This is a genomic window from Bifidobacterium xylocopae, from assembly GCF_003315615.1.
In the GTDB taxonomy this organism is placed as follows: Bacteria; Actinomycetota; Actinomycetes; order Actinomycetales; family Bifidobacteriaceae; genus Bombiscardovia; species Bombiscardovia xylocopae.
On the sequence record NZ_PDCH01000001.1, the window covers coordinates 220,903 to 240,778 of the forward strand.

Here is a 19,876-nt window from a genome sequence, read left to right on the forward strand (position 1 = left end):
CATGTCGTTTTAGGAGGCTTGTCATGGTGACGGCTTTGGGGGTGGCCCGGGATGAGCATGGCGTGGGCATGGACGCGCTCACGCACCGGCGGATCCTGGGGGCGTATTGGGAGAATCTCGGCGTGGTGTCCGGCTTGGAGGTGTCCGGCGCTGCCGGACTGCGCTACCAGGCGTCGGCCGGGGTGGCTGTGTGCTCGACGGGAGGGTCGGACGGCTCGGTGGAGGCGTACTGGCCGGGTGGCGTGACGGTGGAGGCGGTGCGGGCCGGCGACGGCGCGTATCCGCGTATCGACTTGGTGTATCTGCTGGCCGACACGAGTGCCGGCGGGCAGGTGTCGCTGCATGTGGCGCAGGGCGTGCCTGCCGCGTCGCCGTCGCCTCCCGCGCTGCCTGCCGGCGGCCTGCGCCTTCGGGACCTGTCGGTGCCGGCGGGCGCGTCCTCGACGCAGTCGGCCACGCCGGTGGGCAGTGTGGACTACGCGATCCCGTACGGGGCGAGCCTGGGCCGGCTGGGCATCTATGAGGACAAGCGGTCCCTGGATGCGGTGGGCACCGAGGTGCGCCGCTGGTATCCCGAGTATGACACGGCTTTTTACGTGCCCACCGACCGTCTGATCGAGCTGGTCTATGACACCGATGTGATCTGCCGCGGCGGCTCGTGGCTGAGCTGGGCGTCGACCTTCCAGCTGGACGGTCAGGACGTGCCGAACAGCTCGATGGAGACCGAGGCGAGCAGCCGGGTGTCGGCGCACCAGCATAACTCGAGGATTCTGGAGGTGTCGCAAGGCAACCACGTAGCCAGGGTCAAGCACGGTATGGCCGCCGGTGAGGGCCATCCCTATTTCCATTACGGCATGCAGCCGGAGAATGGGCTGACATACCCGGGCCGGACCCTGCAGGTGTGGGACCGGGGGCCGGCGAAGTGAGCTGGCGGCACTGGATATGCGACGCCAGGGACGGGCGGCTCATCTGTCCCATCGACATCCCGTCCTTCAGCTGGGACATGGGTATCGGCGACTTCGGCTTCTCCACCACCGACAAGGGTGCGGGCAAGATCGACGAGAGCGGGCTTACGCTGCCGTGGGCGGCCATACCAGCGAGCACGCCCGACGAGCGATCGGCGATGCTTGATTCCCAACGCCGCGCCATCGTCACCACATGGGCGGCAAGTGACGACCCGGAGGACAAGGGAACTCCCCTGTTCTGGGGTAAGATCACGGGGCGGGACGACACTTGGCTGGACACGAGCTTCGGCCTGGAGAGCCCGATGGCCATCCTTTCAAGTCGGTATGCGGTGCGTGATGGGGCGTTCAAGGACGGGCACAGTTCCGATAGCATAGCCTTCACCGGCATGTCCTATCGAGGCATTTGCAGTGAGCTGGGCAGAATTGCGACCGATGGCAAGCAGGGAGGCGAGCTGCCTTTCGACTGGACCTATACGGGCGAACGTGGCTCGCATGACCGTACCGACTACCAGGCGTGGAATGTCCAAAATCTCGCCGTTGACCAGCTGCTCACTAACATCGCCAACTGCCAGGGCGGACCGGACATCGCTTTCCGTCCTTACTGGGCCGACGAACAGCACATACGCGTGCGGTTCCTGGCCGGTAGTGACGCTGATGTCTATCTGGACATGGATCATTCGCCTGTCTGTCTCAGCAGCTTCCCCGATGGCGGCAGTCTTGAGGACATCCATGTGTCATATCAGGATGGCTATCACCGCTGGTATGCCACCGGTGCGGGCACCGACCAGGGTACGCTGACCTGCTACGTCGAGAGCATGGCTCCTATCACTCAATCCATGGACCCCCCCGTGCTCCGCGAGGCGGTCTACGGCGACACTGACACCGACAACCTCGACTTGCTGCGTCGGCATGTGGGAGGAGTTGCCCAGAACAACTCGGGGAAACTCATGCAGATAACCGGGAGCATCGACTTCGGCGATACGGATCAGTTCGGTGTCCCCCTGCACCCTCTTGGCTCTATGTGGCCGGGAGAAAGCGTGACGCTTTCAATTGCAGGTTTCCCCACCCTGCCAGACGGAGACTACGGACTGCGGCTCATGGAGATGAGCGGAGACCAGGGAAGCAAGGCTGATTTGAAATTCGACGTGCTCGAAGCACCTTTCCAATGAATAAGGACCGGATATGGCTTATCACGCAGACATCACTCCCAAGGATCGCATCGAAACGGCACAGGACCTGGCATGGTTGGCGCTCCGCAAATCTCGGGAGCAGCAAACAAAGAAGGCGGCGAGCATCGTCATACCTAATGCTGATGGCACCAGCACCATAGCCGGCGACATGGCAGGTGAGCAGGGTGTAGCCCTGTGGGTGGGGGACACCACGCCTCCGGGCCGTCCTTTGGGGATTTCGGTCACGAGCCGGAACGCGGCGGTGTGGGTGGAGTGGGATGGCCGTCTGGAGGGCGGCGTCCCGGCTGATTTCCATCATGTGGAGATCACGGCTTCCGTGAAGGGTCGGTCCATCGACCTGGGGTCCCTGCGTGAGGCGGGTCATGTGACGGCGGCCGACCTGCCGGTGGGTGAGACGGTGGTGGTGTCGGCCGTGGCGTTTGACGACGCGCACGCGCAGGACGGGTCGCCCGCCCCGAACGCGTCCGTCCCGTCCGAACCGGTGAGTGTGGTGGTGGCCAGTGCGGTGGACCCCGGCGAGCTCAAGCAGCTGCGTGAGAACATGGACCGTCTGGACAAGGACACGCTGCCCGCGCTCAGGCAGGACCAGGCCAGGCTAGGGGAGGACCAGGCGAGGCTGGGCGGGGACCTGGCGGGAGCGAAGGATGACCTCAGGGGCCTGGCGGCCAGGCAGGACGAGACGGCGGAGGCCGTGGGCGTGGTGGACCAGGCGGTCGGCAGGCTGGACAAGGAGACGATACCTGGCCTGAGGGAGACGCAGGACAGGCTCGGCTCTGACCTCTCGGCCGCGAAGGCGGATCTCGCCGCCTCGAGGGATGACATCAAAACCATCGATGAGGATCTCGACCAGGCCAGGTCCGATATCGCCGGTATCGGGAGGAAGGCCGACGAGGCCAGTGGCGTGGCCGAGGCCGCGCAACGGTCGGCCGATGGGAAGAACCGGATCGTATACTCCTATGACGACCCGTCGGATACGGCGGGGCACGCGAGGGGTGACGTGTGGTATAGGCTCGGCCGGTCGGGTGGCGGCTTGGTGGCGGCGATGTGGATATTCGACGGCGATGCCTGGTCGCAGAAGCTTATGGACAACCAGGTCATCGGCAGCCTTGACGCGGGGAAGATAACAGCCGGCGCTCTGGACGCGGCCCGTATCGGGGCGCATAGCATATCGGCGGACAAGCTGGTCATCGGGGATGCCGCCAATCTGTGGAAGAACCAGCGGTTTGATCCGGATGGCGATCTGCTTGGGGCCGCGTCTTCGGCCAAGGCACCGGTCGGGTCGGCCCGACTTTTGGCTCTTAGGGATCATTACGGTACGCCGGACACGTCTTGGGAGGTGTCGGCCGGGGACCAATATGTGATCGAGGCGACCGTCAAGCGTACGCAAGGGGATATCCCTCTGCGAGCCGGATTGTATTACACCAAGCTGACTTCCGGGAATGCGTGGGACACGCTTGTGTACGGGCAAGGCACGGGCGTCACGTATCCGGACGGCTGGGAGCGGGTGCGCTGGGTGGTCACCGTCCCCAGCGGGAAAAGCAAGGCGGTTGTCTACTTCCAGATCGATCAGGACGGGGCCGACGGTCCCGGTCACACGCATTGGCTGGTGTCCGACCTGGTGGTCCGCCGCCGTTCGGGCGGTGAGCTGATCGTGGACGGGTCGGTCGACGCCTCGAAGCTGACGGCCGGCGCGGTGACGGCCGGCAAGATAGCGGCCGGCGCGGTGGGGGCGGACCAGATTAAGGCGCATTCGATCGGCGCTGACAAGCTGCAGGCGCATTCGATCGGCGCGGACCAGCTGGTCGCTTTGAGCATCGGCGCGGACCAGATCGCCGCGAACGCCATCGACGCGGGCAAGCTGCGCGCCAATTCGGTGACGGCCGGGAAGCTGGCCGCCGGGGCCGTGACCGCGGACAAGGTGGACGCCGGTTCCGTCAGCGCCGCCCTCGTCAGATCCGGCGCTTTCAAGACACCGGACGGGCTGACCGGCTTCGACGATTCGGGCTTCTGGGTCAAGGGCCCAGACGGCAGCAAGCGGTTCCAGGCGTCCTCGAAGGGGGTGCAGGCGGTGGGGGGGTTCGCCACGGCCGCCTCCGGCAACCGGATCGTGCTGAGCCAGCGGCTGGTCAAGGGGTCGAGGATCGGTGGCGTGCAGGGCATGGAGGGCGAGGACGAGTCCTCGCTGATCTGGTTCATCTGGGGGTACGGCAGCAAGGCCGATTCGACGGGCCAGACGCTGCAGATGGGGGTGAGCCCGCAGGCCCCGGAGTTCCAGGCGCAGGTGGGCGGGCCGGCCGGCGGCAACTACGCGGCCGTCGTGGCCTCGCGCGCGGCGGTGGTGGGCAGCCGCACGCTGGACCTGCAGTCCGACGCTCTGGATGTGCAGGCCGCCCGGGTCAAGGTGCGCGGCACGGGCCTGCCGCTGGCGGGCATGGCCTTCGATCCCGAGGGCCGGTCCGGCTGGCGGGAGTTCACGTTCCGCCAGGTGTCCAGCCCGTACGAAGGCCCCCGGTTCACGCTGGCCGTGTCGGCGGGCACCAGCGGGCTGCGCATCCCGGTGTCCGGCTGGTACCAGGTGGGCGGGTGCGCCAACCTGTGCTACGCGAGCGGGGACCTGACCTGCCTGGTCGCCGGCTGCAACCCCGGCAAGGGCCAGGCCTGGCAGGACCTGGGCTGGCCGTGGCATGATGCAGACCTCCGTGTCGGCCAACCACTGGGTGTGCCAGACGCTGCCCGAGCAGGTGCTTCGCCTGGAGGAGGGCGACATCGTCACCCTGCGCTGCAACGACAGCTACGACATCGGGGCCGGCACGCAGATCCGCGCGACCCTTCTGCCCTACTAAAGGAGGTCCTGATGGCATTGTCCGAGCTGTTGATGGACAGGGACCTGCTGCTGGTGCTGCTGCCCGCGGTCGTGGGGTCCGGGGCGTTGAGCGCCCTGGTGACGGTGTGGGCCGGGCGGCGTCAGAGGAGGGCGCAGGCGGGCCAGGCGGACGCGACCAGCGAGCAGCTGGCGGTGCAGGCGGCGCACGAGGCCAGCCAGATCCTGCGCGACGACATCATCGCCCCCCTGCGCGAGCAGGTGGAGGCGCAGGAACGCCAGATCCGCGACCTGCAGGCCCGTCAGGCCAAGCAGGTGGCCGAGCTGCGCCGCCTGCGCGACGGGCAGGCCCAGTACCGGGTCGCCATCCGCTACATCCGCCGTCTGTGCCACTGGCTGGACCCGGCGGTCACGGCCATGGATCCCGGGTACATGGCCAGGCACCCCAAGCCGCACCTGCCCGACGAGCTCAGGGGGCAGATCGCCCCGGAGAGCCTGGGCGGGCCGCCCGGCTGACCGGCCGGCGGTCAACGAACCCACGGCCATCCCGATCCCCGGGGTGGCTTTACGCATGCCCTTCGGGGCGGATAGGAGACACATCATGGACGAGACGATTCGTGAGGCGGGCGTCGCGCAGCCGCAGGGGGGTTCCCTGCCGCCGGAGGCTTCCGTCAAGCCCCTGTCGCAGGACGAGCTGATCGGCCTGCTGCAAGGCGGCGCTGATGCCTAGCCTGGAACGTTTCGAGGCGCGGATGCGCTACTGGTGCGACGAGGCCGACATGGGCTACTCGCAGGCCGACCGGTGGGACTTCAACCCCCTGGGCGGCAACTGCGACTGCAGCTCCCTGGTGATCCACTGCCTGCGGGAGGCGGGCTTCGACACGGGTGGGGCGACCTACACCGGCAACCTCAGCGGCGAGCTGACCGCCCGGGGGTGGGTCAGGGTCGCCGTCTCGGGCGACCCGCTGCCCGGCGACATCCTGCTCAACGACTCGGACCATGTGGCCGTGTGCGTGGGCGGGGGGCTGCTGTGCCAGGCGTCGATCAGCGAGACGGGGGGCGCGGCCGGCGCTGCCGGCGACCAGACCGGCGGCGAGACCAACACCTCACCCTATTACGACTACCCGTGGGACTGCTACCTGCGCTATGTGGGCCCCTCCGACGGCGCAACCACCCAAGACGGCACGAATGACAAAAGGAAGAAAATGGAAGCGATCATACAGATCAACGACGAGCCCGGCCTGTACTACTTCGACGGTGCCAGGCTCCACCAGCTCCACCACCCCGACGAGCTCAAGGCGCTGCAGATGGTGGCCCAGCAATGCGGCCGCGACCTGCCGGCCTTCAAGCTCGGCTCCGGGGACGCGCCCTGGGGCACCCGGCTGATGGAGGCCCTGCGATGAGCGGGACCGGCATCGGCGACACCCCTCCTTCACCGCCGGACCGGACGTCCTGCCTGTCCGACTGGGTCAGGGCCGCCGCCGTGCGCGCCGTGAAGACCGCCGCCCAGGCGGCCGTAGCCGCCGTACCCGCCAGCGCCGCCACCATCGGCACCGTGGACTGGCCCCTGGTGGCCGGCACCGCCGCCCTGGCCGCCCTCATGAGCCTGCTCACCAGCATCGCCGGCCTGCCCGAGGTCGACTCCGGGGCCAGCGTCCGGCGTATCGCCGGCAAGTAGCTGTGTAACATCCGGGCGAATATTTTTCCACCAGCATCCATGTGGCATCCATGTGGTGAGTATTGAGCCTGGTTACTGCATTAATGAGCGCCCCCGCCTCCGGAAGACCGGAGAGCGGGGGCGCTTTTTCGTGTTTCCAAAACCAGTCCTGTTTAGCGGAATTCCCGTTGAAGAAATTTGCTTAATGTCAAAAGTTACACTCATCTAAAGAAGGTTAGGCAAAGTGCGGCTATGGACAGATAGTAGCCTGCTACTGCCAATACCTTATTGCTTGAGTACTCCTTGCTACCTTTGAAAGCCAACCACGTGTCTACAACGGCTATGAGCAGTGCGAGTACGGTAAGTGCGATGTCAACATATCGAGTTTTTGTGCAGATTCTGATGCTGACGCAAATAAGGATGATTAATATTGAGATTAGGGTTTCAGCCACAAACCAGTTCCTTTTGAAAAAACTCGGTTCGGATTGTTGAGGTGATTCTGGGCCCTTATCCTCAGTATTGCCTGGTTGGTCACAGTCAGTAGTGGTCATTTATATAACCCCCGTTCTTGAATGTCCTATTAGGCGTGCGTCATTATAGTAACGTTTATTTTCGCATTATCGTTTCTTGACCAATGTGAAAGTTGGATTTAAAAACGATAGATTGAAATCAAAGCTGATTAAGAATCATCGAACGGGTGATGATGGGCAGATTTTAGAGACCTATGAAAGAGGCGTTACCCCGCGTTTGCGGGCTGTTATCTCGCTGAGCCCCAGGCTCTCGTCCAGGGTCTCCATGGCCTTGAGGCGCTCGGCGTCGTCTGCGTGCCGGTAATGCTCAACCATCGCGTCGCTAGAATGCCCGACGATCTCCTTGATGAGCTGGAAGTCCACGCCCTGTGCGGCCAGGAGGGTGACCACGCTGTGCCTGGTCTCATGGCCCGTGTGCGTACTGGGGTCGATGCCAGCTTGGCGCATGAGGTCGTGGAAGGCCACCGAATCCTCGTGGGGTTTGATGGGTGATCCGTCCGGTCTTCTGAAGATGAGCCCGTATGGGTTGGGACGGTCCCGTGTCGCCGCCCGGTATCTATCCATGACCATCCGCAGAGGTGGGACGACGGGGACGACTCTTCCGGTCTGAGACTTTGGTCTGGTGAGTGCCAGGCCTCGGCTCATTTCCCGCATCGCGAAACCAGCTGGCACACGCCAGACCGCTTCCGGGCAGTTCCTTGCGCTGCTGTAACCGCAGGGCCATTCACCGCCGCTTTTCGGCCCGCACCCGTGGATGCGGGGGAGGGGCTGCGCCTGCCAGTTGACGGTATATGTGTGGGCTTTGGAATTGTAATCCTCCCACAGCGCGCCGATGATCTCCCCTTGCCGCATGCCGGTCAGAAGGCGCCACCACCAGATGGCCCCATCCTCCACCGGCATGCGGGATGCCACGTCGAGCATGGACTTGAGCTCCGGTATGCTGAAGGCCGTGCGTCGCATCTCCTTGTCCTTACGTTTTGGTGCGGGTACCGCCAGTACGGGGTTCGACGGGATGAGCCTGTCGGCGAGCGCTGACTGCATGATCTGGTTGAGGCAGGATCGAATCTGCCCTTTGAGGACGAATCCGGCCTCTCCCGTGGTTTCGCCGTTCCGGTCGTGTCGTTTGGCGTTGTCGATGATTTTTCGGATGGTGGAGGGGACCATATCGCCTATCGGTATCCATGAGTAGTCGGCGAGGTGCTTGTTGACGATGGTGTTGTAAAGCTTGTAGGAGTTCGGGTCGAGCTCGTTCCTTCTTCCGGTGAGCCATTGGTGCGCGTATTCCCCTAGCCTGACGTGCCGATTTATGGGTGCGCCGTTCCCGCGGATCTCGTCGGTGAGGTCCTTCAGTTTTTGCTTGCATGCCCGGTATGTGGCTGCGGTCACGGTCTTTCGGCGTCGTTTTCCGTCCTCGCTGACTCCAAGGTCGATGCTGGCCATCCAGCGTTGTTCGCCGCGGCTGGTGGTGTACCTGTATGGCTCTCTGACTCCGTTGCCTCTTTTGCGTGGCATGGTGCCTCCTTGTGTAAGCCATGTGTAAGCCAAACGACTGCCCGGTTATCGCCGGGTGATCGTTAGCAGACTACCGCAAAAACGTTGCAATTTCAACACTTTGAATGATTCTTTGTTGTCATTTCAACTATCTTGAATGGCCGTAGACGATATGAAGGAGTTGGCGTCGGCCAGCACATACTGGGGAGTCAGGCGCGTATGCCCGCGGCGGTGGCAGGAGCCGGTGATCGGTTCAGGCATGATCCTCCCAGCCGCGGGAGGGATAGGGGGAGCGTCGTTCCTGGTCGGGGTCAGCCGACTGGTGGGTTTTCCTGGTCTCCGGCCGGGTTTGGAGCGGGCGGCGTTTGCCGGTATGGGCACCTGGCTGGGGATAGGTCACCTCCGGTGCGTTCTGACGCCCGGTCTTCGTAGGGCACTCCTCCCGCTGCCGGTGATAGCTGCCGGTCACCACCCCCCAGATGACTAGGACTTCGTCCTCCTGGGGGCGAAAGTCGGGGTAGGCCGGGTTCTCGGCCTGCAACCAGGTCCGTCCGTCCCCACTGCGTAGCCGTTTGACGGTCAGCTCGTCGTTCAGGATGGCGATGACCACATCCCCGTCGCAGGGGTCCAGTGCCCTGTCCACAACCAGGAGGTCGCTGTCGAAGATGCCGGCCCCGGTCATCGAATCGCCGGCGACCTTGACCACGAACGTGGAATCGGGATGGACGAAGACGTGCTCGTCGAAGGAGAAATCACCTGAGAAGTAGTCCTGCGCCACGGAGGGAAAACCCGCATGGACCGCCTCCAGGGCGATCGGGACTTTCCGAGGCCTGGCCGCAGCCGACCGGATGGAGGCCACTGTGGAAACCCCCGCGGGGCCCTCACGTCCCCTCTGCTCCGCTGTTTGCCGTTGCTGGGGCGCCACCCCGGTTCGTCGTCCCATTGTCATCACCTCATCGGCAGATATTCGAACATATGTTCGAATTAGTATGGACCGACGGGCGGACAAGGGTCAGGGTCGCCGACGCGGCTCCTCGTCCTCTTCCTGCTCAATGTGGTACTTGGGAAGGGTGATTTCGAAATCGGCCCCGCGTGTGTCGTCGACGACGTGGATCTGTCCGCCGTGGAGCTGGGCGGCCCAGCGGGCGATGGACAGACCCAGGCCGGTGCCGCCGGACTCGGTGCCGGGCCGGGAGCGCCCCTTGACGAAGCGACGGAAGATGTCGGAACGGGCCTCGGGCGGAATCTGCGAGCCGAAGTTCACCACATTGGTCACGATCGTGCCCTCCGTCTCATCCTCATGGGCTTCGATCAGGACCGTTGATCCGTCGACCGAGTGTTTCAGGGCGTTGGAGATGACATTGGTGAACAGCTGGCGCAGACGGTTCTGGTCGCCCTCCATGGTTATACCGGCGGGCATGTCGATATGGATGTCGTGGGCGTGCCCGGCGTCCGCAATCTCGAGGGGACCGACCGTGTCGTCGATGAAGTCGGCGAAGTTGAACCGCTCGATCTCCAGGCTGGCGGCGCCGGCCTCCATGCGGGAGAGGTCCAGCAGGAAGGCGATCAGGTCGGACAGACGGTGGGTCTGGTCCAGGATTCCTTCCAGGTTGGCGCTCGTAGGTTCGGTCACCCCATCGGCCATATTCTCCACCATGGCTTGCAGTGCCGAGACCGGCGTGCGCAGCTCATGGGAGACGTTGGCCACCATGTCCCGGCGCATCTGGTCGGCGTGCTCAAGCTCTTCCGCCATCTCATTGAAGGAACGCGCCAGGAGTCCGACCTCGTCATGGGACCCTTCGGCGGACTGGACCCGGACCGTGTAATCCCCGTCGGCCATGGCTTCGGCCGCGTCCCGCATCTGACGCAGGGGGGCGGTCAGGCCCCGGGAGAAGTAGTAGGTGATGCCCAGGGCCACAACCAGGGTCAGGGGCATGGCGATCCAGCCCGACCAGCCCATCTTGAGCAGGAACCAGGCCATCACGAAGGCGATGGCGGTTGAGATCGTGATCAGGACGGACAGCTCCATCTTCAGGGAGGAGAATATGCCTATGGGTCGTCCGCCGCTGGCTTGGGAGCCTACGGCGGAGGTGAGCCCACCCACTGCGCCCTTGCCAGCCGCCTTCGGGCGGCGTGCGTTGCGTTCCTTCATTGGGCCGTTCCCGTTCAGGCCTGAACGCCGTCCTGGCCCTCCTCGGGCGGTTCGAAGGCATACCCCACCCCGTGAACGGTGCGGATGAGGTGGGCGCCCAGTTTGTGGCGCAGGGCCTTGACATGGGAGTCGACGGTACGGGTGCCGGAGGCGTCCACCCAGTCCCAGACCTCCTCCAAAAGCTTTTCGCGCGTCAGGACGGACTTGGGCTTGCGGGCCAGTGTGGCCAGCAGGTCGAACTCGGTGGGGGTCAGGTGAATCTGTTCACCCTTCTGGGTCACGATCCGCTGGGCCGGGTCGATGACCAGGGAGCCGAAGTCCAGCAGCTTCTCATTCTCGGAGTTCTTGGCGATGACCTTGGCCCGTTCTACGCGGCGCAGGAGGGCCTTGCAACGGGCGATAAGCTCGCGCATGGAGAAGGGCTTGGTCATGTAGTCGTCGGCTCCGGCTCCAAGGCCGGTCACCTTGTCGGCCTCGTCGTCGCGGGCGGTCAGGATCAGGACCGGCACCGGCCGCTCTGCCACGATGCGCTTGGTGGCCTCCAGGCCGTCCATGACCGGCAGCATGATGTCCATGATTACCAGGTCGGGTCTGAACTGGGAGGCCGCCTGGACCGCGCTGGCACCGTCCGAGGCCACCCTCGCCGACCAACCCTCGGCTGTGATTCGCTGGGCGATGGCCGTGGCCAGTGTCGGCTCGTCCTCGACCACCAGGACTGTGGCCGTCACCGATTGGCGGTTCGTGTTCTTTAACATGCTCGCTTCTGCCTTTACTGCCTGGACTGACGCGTGTGCTGACGCGATAAACGTAAACCCTCCTACCAAGAATAGTCATAGGGCCGAAGAAGTGTGCCGCCGCCCTGTCCGGCGCGATTATCGCAGGGGCGTACGTCCACGGTCAATGCGAGGATACTGGGGTATTGGTATGCGTGCTACGCGCCGGGCTGCATCATCGGTCCTGTCGGCGCGGCGATGGAGGGTACATGGGATATAAGGTCGGCGATATGGTGGTCTATCCGCGGCACGGTGCCGCCCGGGTGGATGCCTTGCGGGAGCGGACCGTTAAAGGGGTCACCCGCCAGTACCTCCAGCTCTCCGTCCTCTCCTCGGATGGTCTGGTCATCGACGTGCCGGTCGAGAACGCCAAGAAGGTCGGTGTACGGGACATCGTCGACGGCAAGGCGGTGGCCAAGGTCTTCCAGATCCTGCGCACCCCCATCGTCGAGGAGAAGGAGATGAACTGGTCCCGGCGCTACAAGCTCAACGTGGAGAAGATAGCGACCGGCGACGTCAACAAGATCGCAGAGGTGGTCAGGGATCTCTCCCAGCGCGACGTGGACGAACACGGTCTGTCGGCGGGGGAGAAGCGGATGCTGGGCAAGGCCCGCTCCATCCTGACTTCCGAGATCGCCTTGTCGGAGAAGATCGCTGAGGACGAAGCCCAGCGGCTGCTGGACGTCAACCTGGGATATCAGGGTCCCCGCCCGGGTGATGAGAAGCACCACAGTAAGGTTCCCAAGGAGCCCGCCGATCAGACCCTGGCCAGGGTGGCCGAGCAGGCCAAGTCCAAGACGGCTAAGCCGAAGGCCAAGCCCAAAGCCAAGGCCAAGAAGTAGGCGCTGGAACGGTTCGACGGTAGTGCGGGACGGATGCGGGCGGATGCCCGGCCGTCCCATTGTCGTACGGGTGGCCCCCACTCGGTCGGTTCCGCCCCGCTCAGCCTCGCGCACGCCTGGCCGACAGCTTGCTGCCGCCCATGGCCAGTCCCCACATCAGTGTGGAAAGGGTCACGATGATGAAGGAGGGCGGAGCGGGGAACATGGCTGACAGGATCAGACCTCCCCAGATCGAGACCAGGCAGTCCAGGCCCGAGACCGCCATGGCCTTGATGGGGGAAGCCACCAGGATGTTGGCGGTGGCTGCAGGGGTCACGATAAGGGCGAAGATCAGCAGGGTGCCCACCGCGGGCACTGCGATTGTGATGACTCCGGCCATCAGCGCCATATAGATCAGGTTCATCACGCCAATCGGCACGCCCTTGGCCTGGGCCACCTGTTCGTCCAGCGACGAGAAGAGCAGGGGGTGGTAGACCAGGGCCAGGGCGGCTACTAGGGCCAGGTCGAAGATAGCGAAACCGACGACCTGCCCGGAGGTGACGGTCAGGATCGATCCGAACAGGATGGCCTGCATCTGCTGGGACGCCGACGAGGACAGGCGGGCGAAGAAGAGGCCCAGACCGGTGGCGAAGGCCAGTACCGTGCCCGTTGCGATCTCCCGCTCGGATGCCTTTTTGCCCAGGGCGCCGATGACCAACGCGCCGCCTAGGGCGAACAGGCCCAGTCCGGCCGAGACCGGCAGTCCCAGCAGGACCGCGCCGGTGGCGCCGGGCAGACCGATATGTGCCAGGGCGTGCGCCGCGAAAGTGGAGTGACGGGCGATGGTGAAGTATCCCATGGCACCGGCGGCGACCGCGATCAGGGCCCCGGCGATCAGGGCTTTGAGCATGAAGGGTGATCCAAGGGTCTCGAGCCAGTGGGAATCGAAGAAAAAGACGTTCATGCCTGTGCTCCCGTCCGCCGTCCATGGCGGTGTTCGTTGACGATTTCCGAGCTGCTGTGGAGGTCGTGCCGCCCCTGGTCGGGCGCGTCTGCACTGGGTTGGATGAACATCTCACCCTGGGGGGTGGTGACCACTTCCACCTGGGTGCCGTACAGGTGGGTCAGCAGTCCCGAGTCCATCACCTCGTGGATGCCGGCGTAGTGGGGGTGTCCGTCCAGCAGGTAGACGGCCCCGTCCAGGATGGGCAGGAGCATGTTCAGGTCATGGGCGACCACTTGGATGGTCATGCCCAGCTCCCGGTTGAGTCGGGCCAGGACATGTACGATCTCCCGTTGGCTGGCCAGGTCCAGGTTGGCCAGGGGCTCGTCCAGCATCAGCAGTCTCGGGCGCCCGGCCAAAGCCTGGGCGATGGCCGCCCGCTGCCGCAGCCCGCCGGAGAGTTCGGAGAGCCGGGCCTCTGATCTGTCCCCTATCCCGGTGAAGGCCATGGCCCGTCGGGCATGGTCCCGTTCTGTCGGGCTTGTGCGTCTCGGTCCGAAGCGGGTGCCGTTGACTCCCAGAAGGACGTACTGTCCGACACTCAGGTCGGCATCGACCTCGCTGGTGTAGGACTGGGGCACGTAGCCGATCAGCCTGGTCGCCGCGCCCGCTGGCCGGTCCAGGACCCGCACGCTCCCGCCGCTCAGGGACAGCAGTCCCAGCTCGGCCTTCATCAGGGTGGTCTTGCCGGCGCCGTTGGTCCCCACGATTGCGGTCACGCTGCCTGTGGGGATGGCGAAGGTTCCCCGGGACCAGATGGTGCGCCCGCCACGCGCAATCGACGCGTCGGTCAGGACGATGGCGTCCTTCCCCCGCTTGTCCGCTGGCATGGGTCAATCCCGCCTTTCCGTGGTCATGGTCTGCAGCCGGTTCCGGAGTCATCGTACGGCTCCTGGCCGCTCCTCTTATTGATTATGATTCTCAATATAGACATATGGCCGGGAGGCTTCCGGTCGGCGGTGCCGGTGGCTAGGCTTGGTGAACATGACAACCGTCGGAATCGAGCGGGAAGGCGGCCGTATGGCTTTGAAACTGGATGGCAATGCGCAGGCCGAACGGATCAAGTGCGAGCTGAAGGCACGGGTCTCGGCGCTCGCCGACCAGGGACTGCGACCAGGTTTGGGAACCCTGCTGGTAGGGGAGGATCCTGGCTCACTCAAGTATGTGGAGGGCAAACACCGGGATTGCGCCCAGGTGGGCATTCGCTCCATCCGGCGGCAGTTGCCTGCGTCGGCGGACACCCGGGAGGTCGTCAATGCGGTGGAGGCGCTGAACGCCGACCCTGCCTGCACTGGCTTCATCGTCCAGCTCCCCCTGCCCAGAGGAGTAAATCAGAACACTGTCATCGAGGCGGTCGATCCGGCCAAGGACGCCGACGGGATGCACCCGGTCAACCTGGGCCAGCTGGTCCTGCGCACCTCGGGCCCCCTGGCGTCCCCGCTGCCCTGCACCCCCCGCGGGGTGCTGGCCCTGTTGGACGCCTACGGGATCGACCTGTCCGGCAAGGATGTCTGCGTCCTGGGCCGGGGGTTGACGGTGGGCCGTACGATCGGTCTCCTGCTCACCAGGCGGGAGGTCAACGCCACGGTCACCCTGTGTCACACAGGCACCCGGAACCTGTCCGACCATTTGCGCCGGGCCGACGTGGTCGTCGCGGCCGCCGGCAGTGCGGGGCTGGTGCGCGCCGAGGACGTCAAGCCGGGTGTGGTCCTGGTCGATGTCGGCGTCAGCCGCGTCTGGGACGGGGGCCAGGGGCGCTGGCGGATCAAGGGCGACATCGATCCGGGGGCTAGACGGTCCGCCGCCGCCTATACGCCCAACCCGGGAGGGGTGGGACCCATGACCCGTGCCATGCTCCTGGCCAATGTGGTCGAGGCCGCGGAGCGGGAGGCCCGGCACCGGTGACGACACGCCCGGAGGCCGTCGGCTGATTTGACCGCCCCGTCCCTTATGATGAAGAGGACTAGTCATATGCGGCAGCGTATGCTGGCCGATAATTCAAGATCCATAACTGAATATGGCCGGAAATCATTCACCAACTATAAGAAAACAACTCATTAATGGCAGAGAATACACAGGAAGTCCCGCAGGTCGCTATCAACGACATCGGCTCCACAGAGGACTTCATCAAGGCAGTCGATTCCACGATCAAGAACTTCGATGACGGCGATTTGGTGCAGGGCACCGTTGTCAAGATCGATCACGATGAGGTGCTGCTGGACATCGGTTATAAGACCGAGGGCGTGATCCCCTCCCGCGAGCTTTCCATCAAGAAGGACGTGGACCCGGACGAGGTTGTCCAGGTTGGCGATGAGGTCGAAGCCCTCGTCGTGACCAAGGAGGACAAGGAAGGCCGTCTGATCCTCTCCAAGAAGCGGGCCCAGTACGAGCGCGCCTGGGGCGACATCGAGAAGATCAAGGATTCCGATGGCGTGGTCGAGGGTACTGTCATCGAGGCTGTCAAGGGCGGCCTGATCGTAGACATCGGCCTGCGCGGCTTCCTGCCGGCTTCCCTGGTCGAGATGCGCCGTGTGCGCGATCTGTCCCCCTACATCGGCCAGAAGATCCAGGCTAAGATCCTGGAGCTTGACAAGAACCGCAACAATGTGGTCATCTCCCGCCGCCAGTACCTGGAGGAGACTCAGTCCGAGGTGCGCGAGACCTTCATGGCCCAGCTCAAGAAGGGCCAGATCCGCGAGGGTACGGTCTCTTCGATCGTCAACTTCGGCGCGTTCGTCGATCTGGGTGGTGTGGACGGCCTGATTCACGTCTCCGAACTCTCCTGGAAGCACATCGACCACCCCTCCGAGGTCGTCAAGGTCGGTCAGAAGGTCACGGTCGAGGTCCTGGATGTCGATATGGACCGCGAGCGTATCTCCCTGTCGCTCAAGGCCACCCAAGAGGATCCATGGCAGCGTTTCGCCCGCACCCACGTGCCCGGGCAGATCGTCAAGGGCAAGGTCACCAAGATCGTGCAGTTCGGCGTCTTCGTCTCCGTCGACGACGGTATCGAGGGTCTTGTCCACATCTCCGAACTGGCCAACCGCCACGTGGAGAACCCCGAGACCGTGGTCAAGCAGGGCGAGGAGATCTTCGTCAAGGTCATCGACGTCGATCTGGATCGTCGCCGCATCTCCCTGTCCCTCAAGCAGGCCGACGATTCGGTCGATCCGGCCTCCGAGGACTTCGATCCGGCGATTTACGGCATGCCCGCCGAATATGATGACGAAGGCAACTACAAGTACCCCGAGGGCTTCGACCCGGAGACCAACGAGTGGATCGCCGGTTACGAGAAGCAGCGCGAGGAATGGGAGGCCCAGTATGCGGCCGCTCACGACCTGTGGGAGCAGCACAAGGCCTTTGTAGTCAAGGAGTTGGAAAACGCCGAGGCCTCCGCGGCCGAGGACGCCAAGAGCGCCGAGGCGTCCACCCCCAGCCCCTCCGCCGGTAAGGGCAACCGTCAGTCCGCCGAGGGCTCCTCGACCAACTACACTTCCGAGGCTTCCTCGGAAGGCACTCTGGCCTCCGATGACCAGCTGGCCGCCCTGCGCGAGCAGCTCCTGAAGGAGAAGCACTGAACCGTCCGCCCGTCTGACGGGTGGTGGTGAGACAGGCGAGGCCCGGTTCCCCGATGGGGGCCGGGCCTCGCCTTGTACGCACTGTCGACAATGCGGATGGAGGTTTTGTTGTGTTGAGGGTCGGACTGACCGGGGGCATAGCCGCCGGCAAAAGTACTGTCTCCGGACACTTGGCCGACCTTGGGGCGCGAATCATCGACTACGATGCGATAGCCCACCGGATCATGGAGCCCGGCGGTGAGGCCGTGGGCCCAGTTCGTGAGGCTTTCGGTCCACGGGCCATAAGGGTTGACGGGTCGGTGGACCGCCCATGGTTGGCCCGCCTGGTCTTTTCGGATGACCGGAATCGCCGCAGGCTCAATGCCCTTACCCACCCTTTGATTGTGGAACTTGCCTGTCGGCAGGATGCGGCCTGGGGCCACCAAGCCGAGGTGGTGGTGCATGACATCCCCCTGTTGGCGGATGTGCGGGGGGCCATTCCTTTCACTTTCGCGCATGTGATCACCGTTGAGGCGCCCGCGGAGGTCAGGATTGCGCGCATGGTGAACGAGCGGCATATGACCCGCGACCAGGCGGTTGCAAGGGTGGAGAGCCAGGCAGTGGCCGAGGACCGGGAGCGCCTGGCTGACATTGTCATCGACTCATCCGTGCCTATCGAACAGATGTTCGAGCGGCTTGATACCATATATGAAGACCTGCGACGGCAGGCGGCGGGGGAGTCGGACCTGGCTCTGTGAACGTCAGCGTCCCGTACCGGCGGAGGAAGAGGAACAGCATGGGGTTCAATATCGAGCGCACTGACAAGCCCTTCGTGGTCAAGTCGCCTTACTGGCCTTCGGGTGATCAGCCCCAGGCCATCGACGAGCTGGCACGTCGTATCGAGAACGGCGAGAACGACGTGGTTCTTATGGGTGCCACAGGCACCGGTAAGACGGCTACGACGGCCTGGCTGATCGAGAAGCTCCAACGTCCGACGCTGATCCTGGAGCCGAACAAAACCCTCGCTGCCCAATTGTGTGCGGAGTTCCGCGAGCTCATGCCCGACAATGCGGTCTCGTATTTCGTCTCCTACTATGACTATTACCAGCCGGAAGCCTATATCCCCCAGACGGACACCTACATCGAGAAGGACTCGAACATCAACGACGACGTGGAGCGACTTCGCCATGCCGCCACAGCCAACCTGCTGACCCGCCGTGACTGTGTGGTCGTGGCCACGGTCTCCTGCATCTACGGCCTCGGCACGCCGGAGGAGTACGCCGGTCGGATGCTTTTCCTGCGCGAGGGCCAGCAGATCTCCCGCGAGGACCTTCTGCACAAGTTCGTCGATATGCAGTACAAGCGCAATGACATAGCCTTCACCAGAGGCACGTTCAGGGTGCGCGGCGATACGGTCGAGATAATACCCGTTTACGAGGAGCTTGCTGTCCGTATCGAGTTCTTCGGGGATGAGATAGACCGCATATCCACGTTGCATCCGTTGACCGGCGATGAGATTGCCCATGAGACGCAGGTGCACATCTTCCCCGCCTCCCACTATGTGGCCGGACCTGAGCGTATGCAACGCGCCCTGAAGACCATCAAGGAGGAACTGGACTGGCGCACCGGCCAGCTGCGCAAGGAAGGCAAGGAGCTGGAGGCCCAGCGCCTGACCATGCGAACCACCTATGACCTGGAGATGCTCACCCAAATCGGCACCTGCTCTGGAGTGGAGAACTACTCGCGGCATTTCGACGGGCGTGAGCCCGGCACCGCCCCCCACACACTCCTGGATTTCTTCCCGGACGACTTCCTCCTGGTCATCGATGAATCACATGTGACCGTGCCCCAGATCGGTGCCATGTACGAAGGTGATGCCTCGCGCAAACGAACCCTGGTCGACCATGGCTTCCGGCTGCCCTCGGCCATGGACAACCGCCCTCTCAAGTGGCCTGAATTTCTGGAGAAAGTCGGTCAGACCGTCTACTTGTCGGCGACCCCGGGCGACTATGAGATGGGCCTGTCTGACGGGGTTGTCGAGCAGATCATCCGCCCCACCGGGCTGCTGGACCCCAAGATCGAGGTCCGCCCGGTCAAAGGCCAGGTGGACGATCTACTGGCCGAAATCAAGGATCGCGTGGCCAGGCATGAACGGGTGCTGGTCACCACCTTGACGAAGAAGATGGCCGAGGACCTTACTGATTACCTGCTTGAGCGGGACATCAAAGTGGAGTATCTGCATTCTGACGTGGACACCCTGCGTAGGGTGGAGCTCCTGCGTGAGCTTCGCGAAGGCAAGATTGACGTGATCGTCGGCATCAACCTCCTGCGCGAGGGCCTGGATCTGCCTGAGGTCTCACTGGTCGCCATACTGGATGCCGACAAGGAAGGCTTCCTGCGTTCCTATCGCTCCCTGATCCAGACGATTGGACGAGCCGCCAGGAACGTCTCCGGGACCGTGATCATGTATGCGGACGAGCGGACGGACTCGATGACGAAGGCCATCGACGAGACGAATCGCCGACGGGCCAAGCAGATCGCCTACAACGAGGAGCATGGACTCGATCCCAAGCCCCTGATTAAAAAGATCTCCGACGTCAACGACATGCTGGCCAAAGAGGATGTGGACACCCAGACCCTGCTGGAGGGCGGATACCGTAATGCCGGCAAGGCCGGCAATTCCCACTTGGGCGTTCCCTCCTTCGACAAGGACGAAGCGGACAAACGACATCAGGAGATTCTGCAGGCGGGTCTGCCGGCCCAGGACCTGGCCGATCTGATCCGTCAGCTGAGCGACCAGATGCATACGGCCGCGGAACAGCTCCAGTTCGAACTGGCAGCCCGCTTGCGTGATGAGATCCGGGATCTGAAGAAAGAGCTGCGGCAGATGGCCGAGGCGAGCAAATGAATGCGCTA

Annotated in this window: 17 protein-coding genes; 11 read left to right on the forward strand and 6 right to left on the reverse strand. The window is 63.9% G+C overall.

The window, feature by feature from the left end; genetic code table 11:
- Window positions 1-23 precede the first annotated feature (23 nt).
- The 6 genes from CRD59_RS01005 to CRD59_RS01025 all read left to right on the forward strand — a co-directional run bounded on the left by CRD59_RS01005 (window position 24) and on the right by CRD59_RS01025 (window position 6,654).
- A complete protein-coding gene (locus CRD59_RS01005) occupies window positions 24-926 on the forward strand; it encodes a hypothetical protein (RefSeq protein ID WP_113852732.1) in 903 nt (300 codons plus the stop codon).
- Window positions 923-2,134 (forward strand): hypothetical protein, encoded by a 1,212-nt coding sequence (locus CRD59_RS01010; RefSeq protein ID WP_127920920.1) that lies wholly within the window; start codon window positions 923-925, stop codon window positions 2,132-2,134. Before CRD59_RS01005 ends, CRD59_RS01010 begins: the two co-directional genes overlap by 4 nt.
- A gap of 13 nt (window positions 2,135-2,147) precedes the next feature.
- Window positions 2,148-5,492 carry an apolipoprotein A1/A4/E family protein gene (locus CRD59_RS08130; protein ID WP_236632644.1) on the forward strand — a complete coding sequence of 1,115 codons (3,345 nt, stop codon included), beginning with the start codon at window positions 2,148-2,150 and terminating at the stop codon, window positions 5,490-5,492.
- Between the two features lie 85 nt (window positions 5,493-5,577).
- On the forward strand, window positions 5,578-5,706 hold the full coding sequence (locus CRD59_RS08270; RefSeq protein WP_269088366.1) for a hypothetical protein: 129 nt from the start codon (window positions 5,578-5,580) through the stop codon (window positions 5,704-5,706).
- On the forward strand, window positions 5,699-6,379 hold the full coding sequence (locus CRD59_RS08135) for an endolysin-like domain-containing protein (RefSeq protein WP_236632645.1): 681 nt from the start codon (window positions 5,699-5,701) through the stop codon (window positions 6,377-6,379). Before CRD59_RS08270 ends, CRD59_RS08135 begins: the two co-directional genes overlap by 8 nt.
- Window positions 6,376-6,654: a holin gene (locus CRD59_RS01025; RefSeq protein WP_113852734.1), complete on the forward strand. Its 279-nt coding sequence runs from the start codon at window positions 6,376-6,378 to the stop codon at window positions 6,652-6,654. Before CRD59_RS08135 ends, CRD59_RS01025 begins: the two co-directional genes overlap by 4 nt.
- 701 nt (window positions 6,655-7,355) lie before the next feature.
- Here CRD59_RS01025 and CRD59_RS01035 read toward each other — a convergent pair.
- From CRD59_RS01035 to CRD59_RS01050, 4 genes are all read right to left on the reverse strand, one after another.
- Complete coding sequence (locus CRD59_RS01035; protein WP_113852736.1) at window positions 7,356-8,675, reverse strand: tyrosine-type recombinase/integrase; 1,320 nt, start codon at window positions 8,673-8,675, stop codon at window positions 7,356-7,358.
- A gap of 232 nt (window positions 8,676-8,907) precedes the next feature.
- Window positions 8,908-9,597, reverse strand: coding sequence for a LexA family protein (locus tag CRD59_RS01040; RefSeq protein WP_113852737.1), 690 nt, complete (start codon window positions 9,595-9,597; stop codon window positions 8,908-8,910).
- Between the two features lie 69 nt (window positions 9,598-9,666).
- Window positions 9,667-10,683 (reverse strand): sensor histidine kinase, encoded by a 1,017-nt coding sequence (locus CRD59_RS01045; protein WP_236632653.1) that lies wholly within the window; start codon window positions 10,681-10,683, stop codon window positions 9,667-9,669.
- A gap of 137 nt (window positions 10,684-10,820) precedes the next feature.
- Window positions 10,821-11,561, reverse strand: coding sequence for a response regulator transcription factor (locus CRD59_RS01050; protein ID WP_113852739.1), 741 nt, complete (start codon window positions 11,559-11,561; stop codon window positions 10,821-10,823).
- Window positions 11,562-11,788: 227 nt separating this feature from the next.
- Here CRD59_RS01050 and CRD59_RS01055 point away from each other — a divergent pair, with 227 nt between their 5' ends.
- Window positions 11,789-12,421 carry a CarD family transcriptional regulator gene (locus CRD59_RS01055; protein WP_113852740.1) on the forward strand — a complete coding sequence of 211 codons (633 nt, stop codon included), beginning with the start codon at window positions 11,789-11,791 and terminating at the stop codon, window positions 12,419-12,421.
- A gap of 100 nt (window positions 12,422-12,521) precedes the next feature.
- Here the strand turns inward: CRD59_RS01055 and CRD59_RS01060 are convergent, their stop codons facing one another.
- Window positions 12,522-13,364, reverse strand: a complete 843-nt coding sequence (locus CRD59_RS01060) for a metal ABC transporter permease (protein WP_113852741.1) — start codon at window positions 13,362-13,364, stop codon at window positions 12,522-12,524.
- Window positions 13,361-14,233 carry a metal ABC transporter ATP-binding protein gene (locus tag CRD59_RS01065; protein WP_113852742.1) on the reverse strand — a complete coding sequence of 291 codons (873 nt, stop codon included), beginning with the start codon at window positions 14,231-14,233 and terminating at the stop codon, window positions 13,361-13,363. Before CRD59_RS01065 ends, CRD59_RS01060 begins: the two co-directional genes overlap by 4 nt.
- Window positions 14,234-14,423: 190 nt before the next feature.
- On the opposite strand from CRD59_RS01065, the gene CRD59_RS01070 reads away from it, so the two are divergent.
- The 4 genes from CRD59_RS01070 to uvrB all read left to right on the forward strand — a co-directional run bounded on the left by CRD59_RS01070 (window position 14,424) and on the right by uvrB (window position 19,868).
- The gene (locus CRD59_RS01070; protein WP_113852743.1) at window positions 14,424-15,308 is read left to right on the forward strand and encodes a bifunctional methylenetetrahydrofolate dehydrogenase/methenyltetrahydrofolate cyclohydrolase; all 885 of its coding nucleotides are present in this window, start codon (window positions 14,424-14,426) and stop codon (window positions 15,306-15,308) included.
- 155 nt (window positions 15,309-15,463) lie between these two features.
- Window positions 15,464-16,981 (forward strand): 30S ribosomal protein S1, encoded by a 1,518-nt coding sequence (gene rpsA, locus CRD59_RS01075; RefSeq protein ID WP_113852744.1) that lies wholly within the window; start codon window positions 15,464-15,466, stop codon window positions 16,979-16,981.
- 110 nt (window positions 16,982-17,091) lie between these two features.
- Complete coding sequence (coaE, locus tag CRD59_RS01080; RefSeq protein ID WP_236632646.1) at window positions 17,092-17,718, forward strand: dephospho-CoA kinase; 627 nt, start codon at window positions 17,092-17,094, stop codon at window positions 17,716-17,718.
- Between the two features lie 38 nt (window positions 17,719-17,756).
- On the forward strand, window positions 17,757-19,868 hold the full coding sequence (gene uvrB / locus CRD59_RS01085; protein WP_113852745.1) for an excinuclease ABC subunit UvrB: 2,112 nt from the start codon (window positions 17,757-17,759) through the stop codon (window positions 19,866-19,868).
- The last annotated feature ends 8 nt before the right edge of the window (window positions 19,869-19,876 follow it).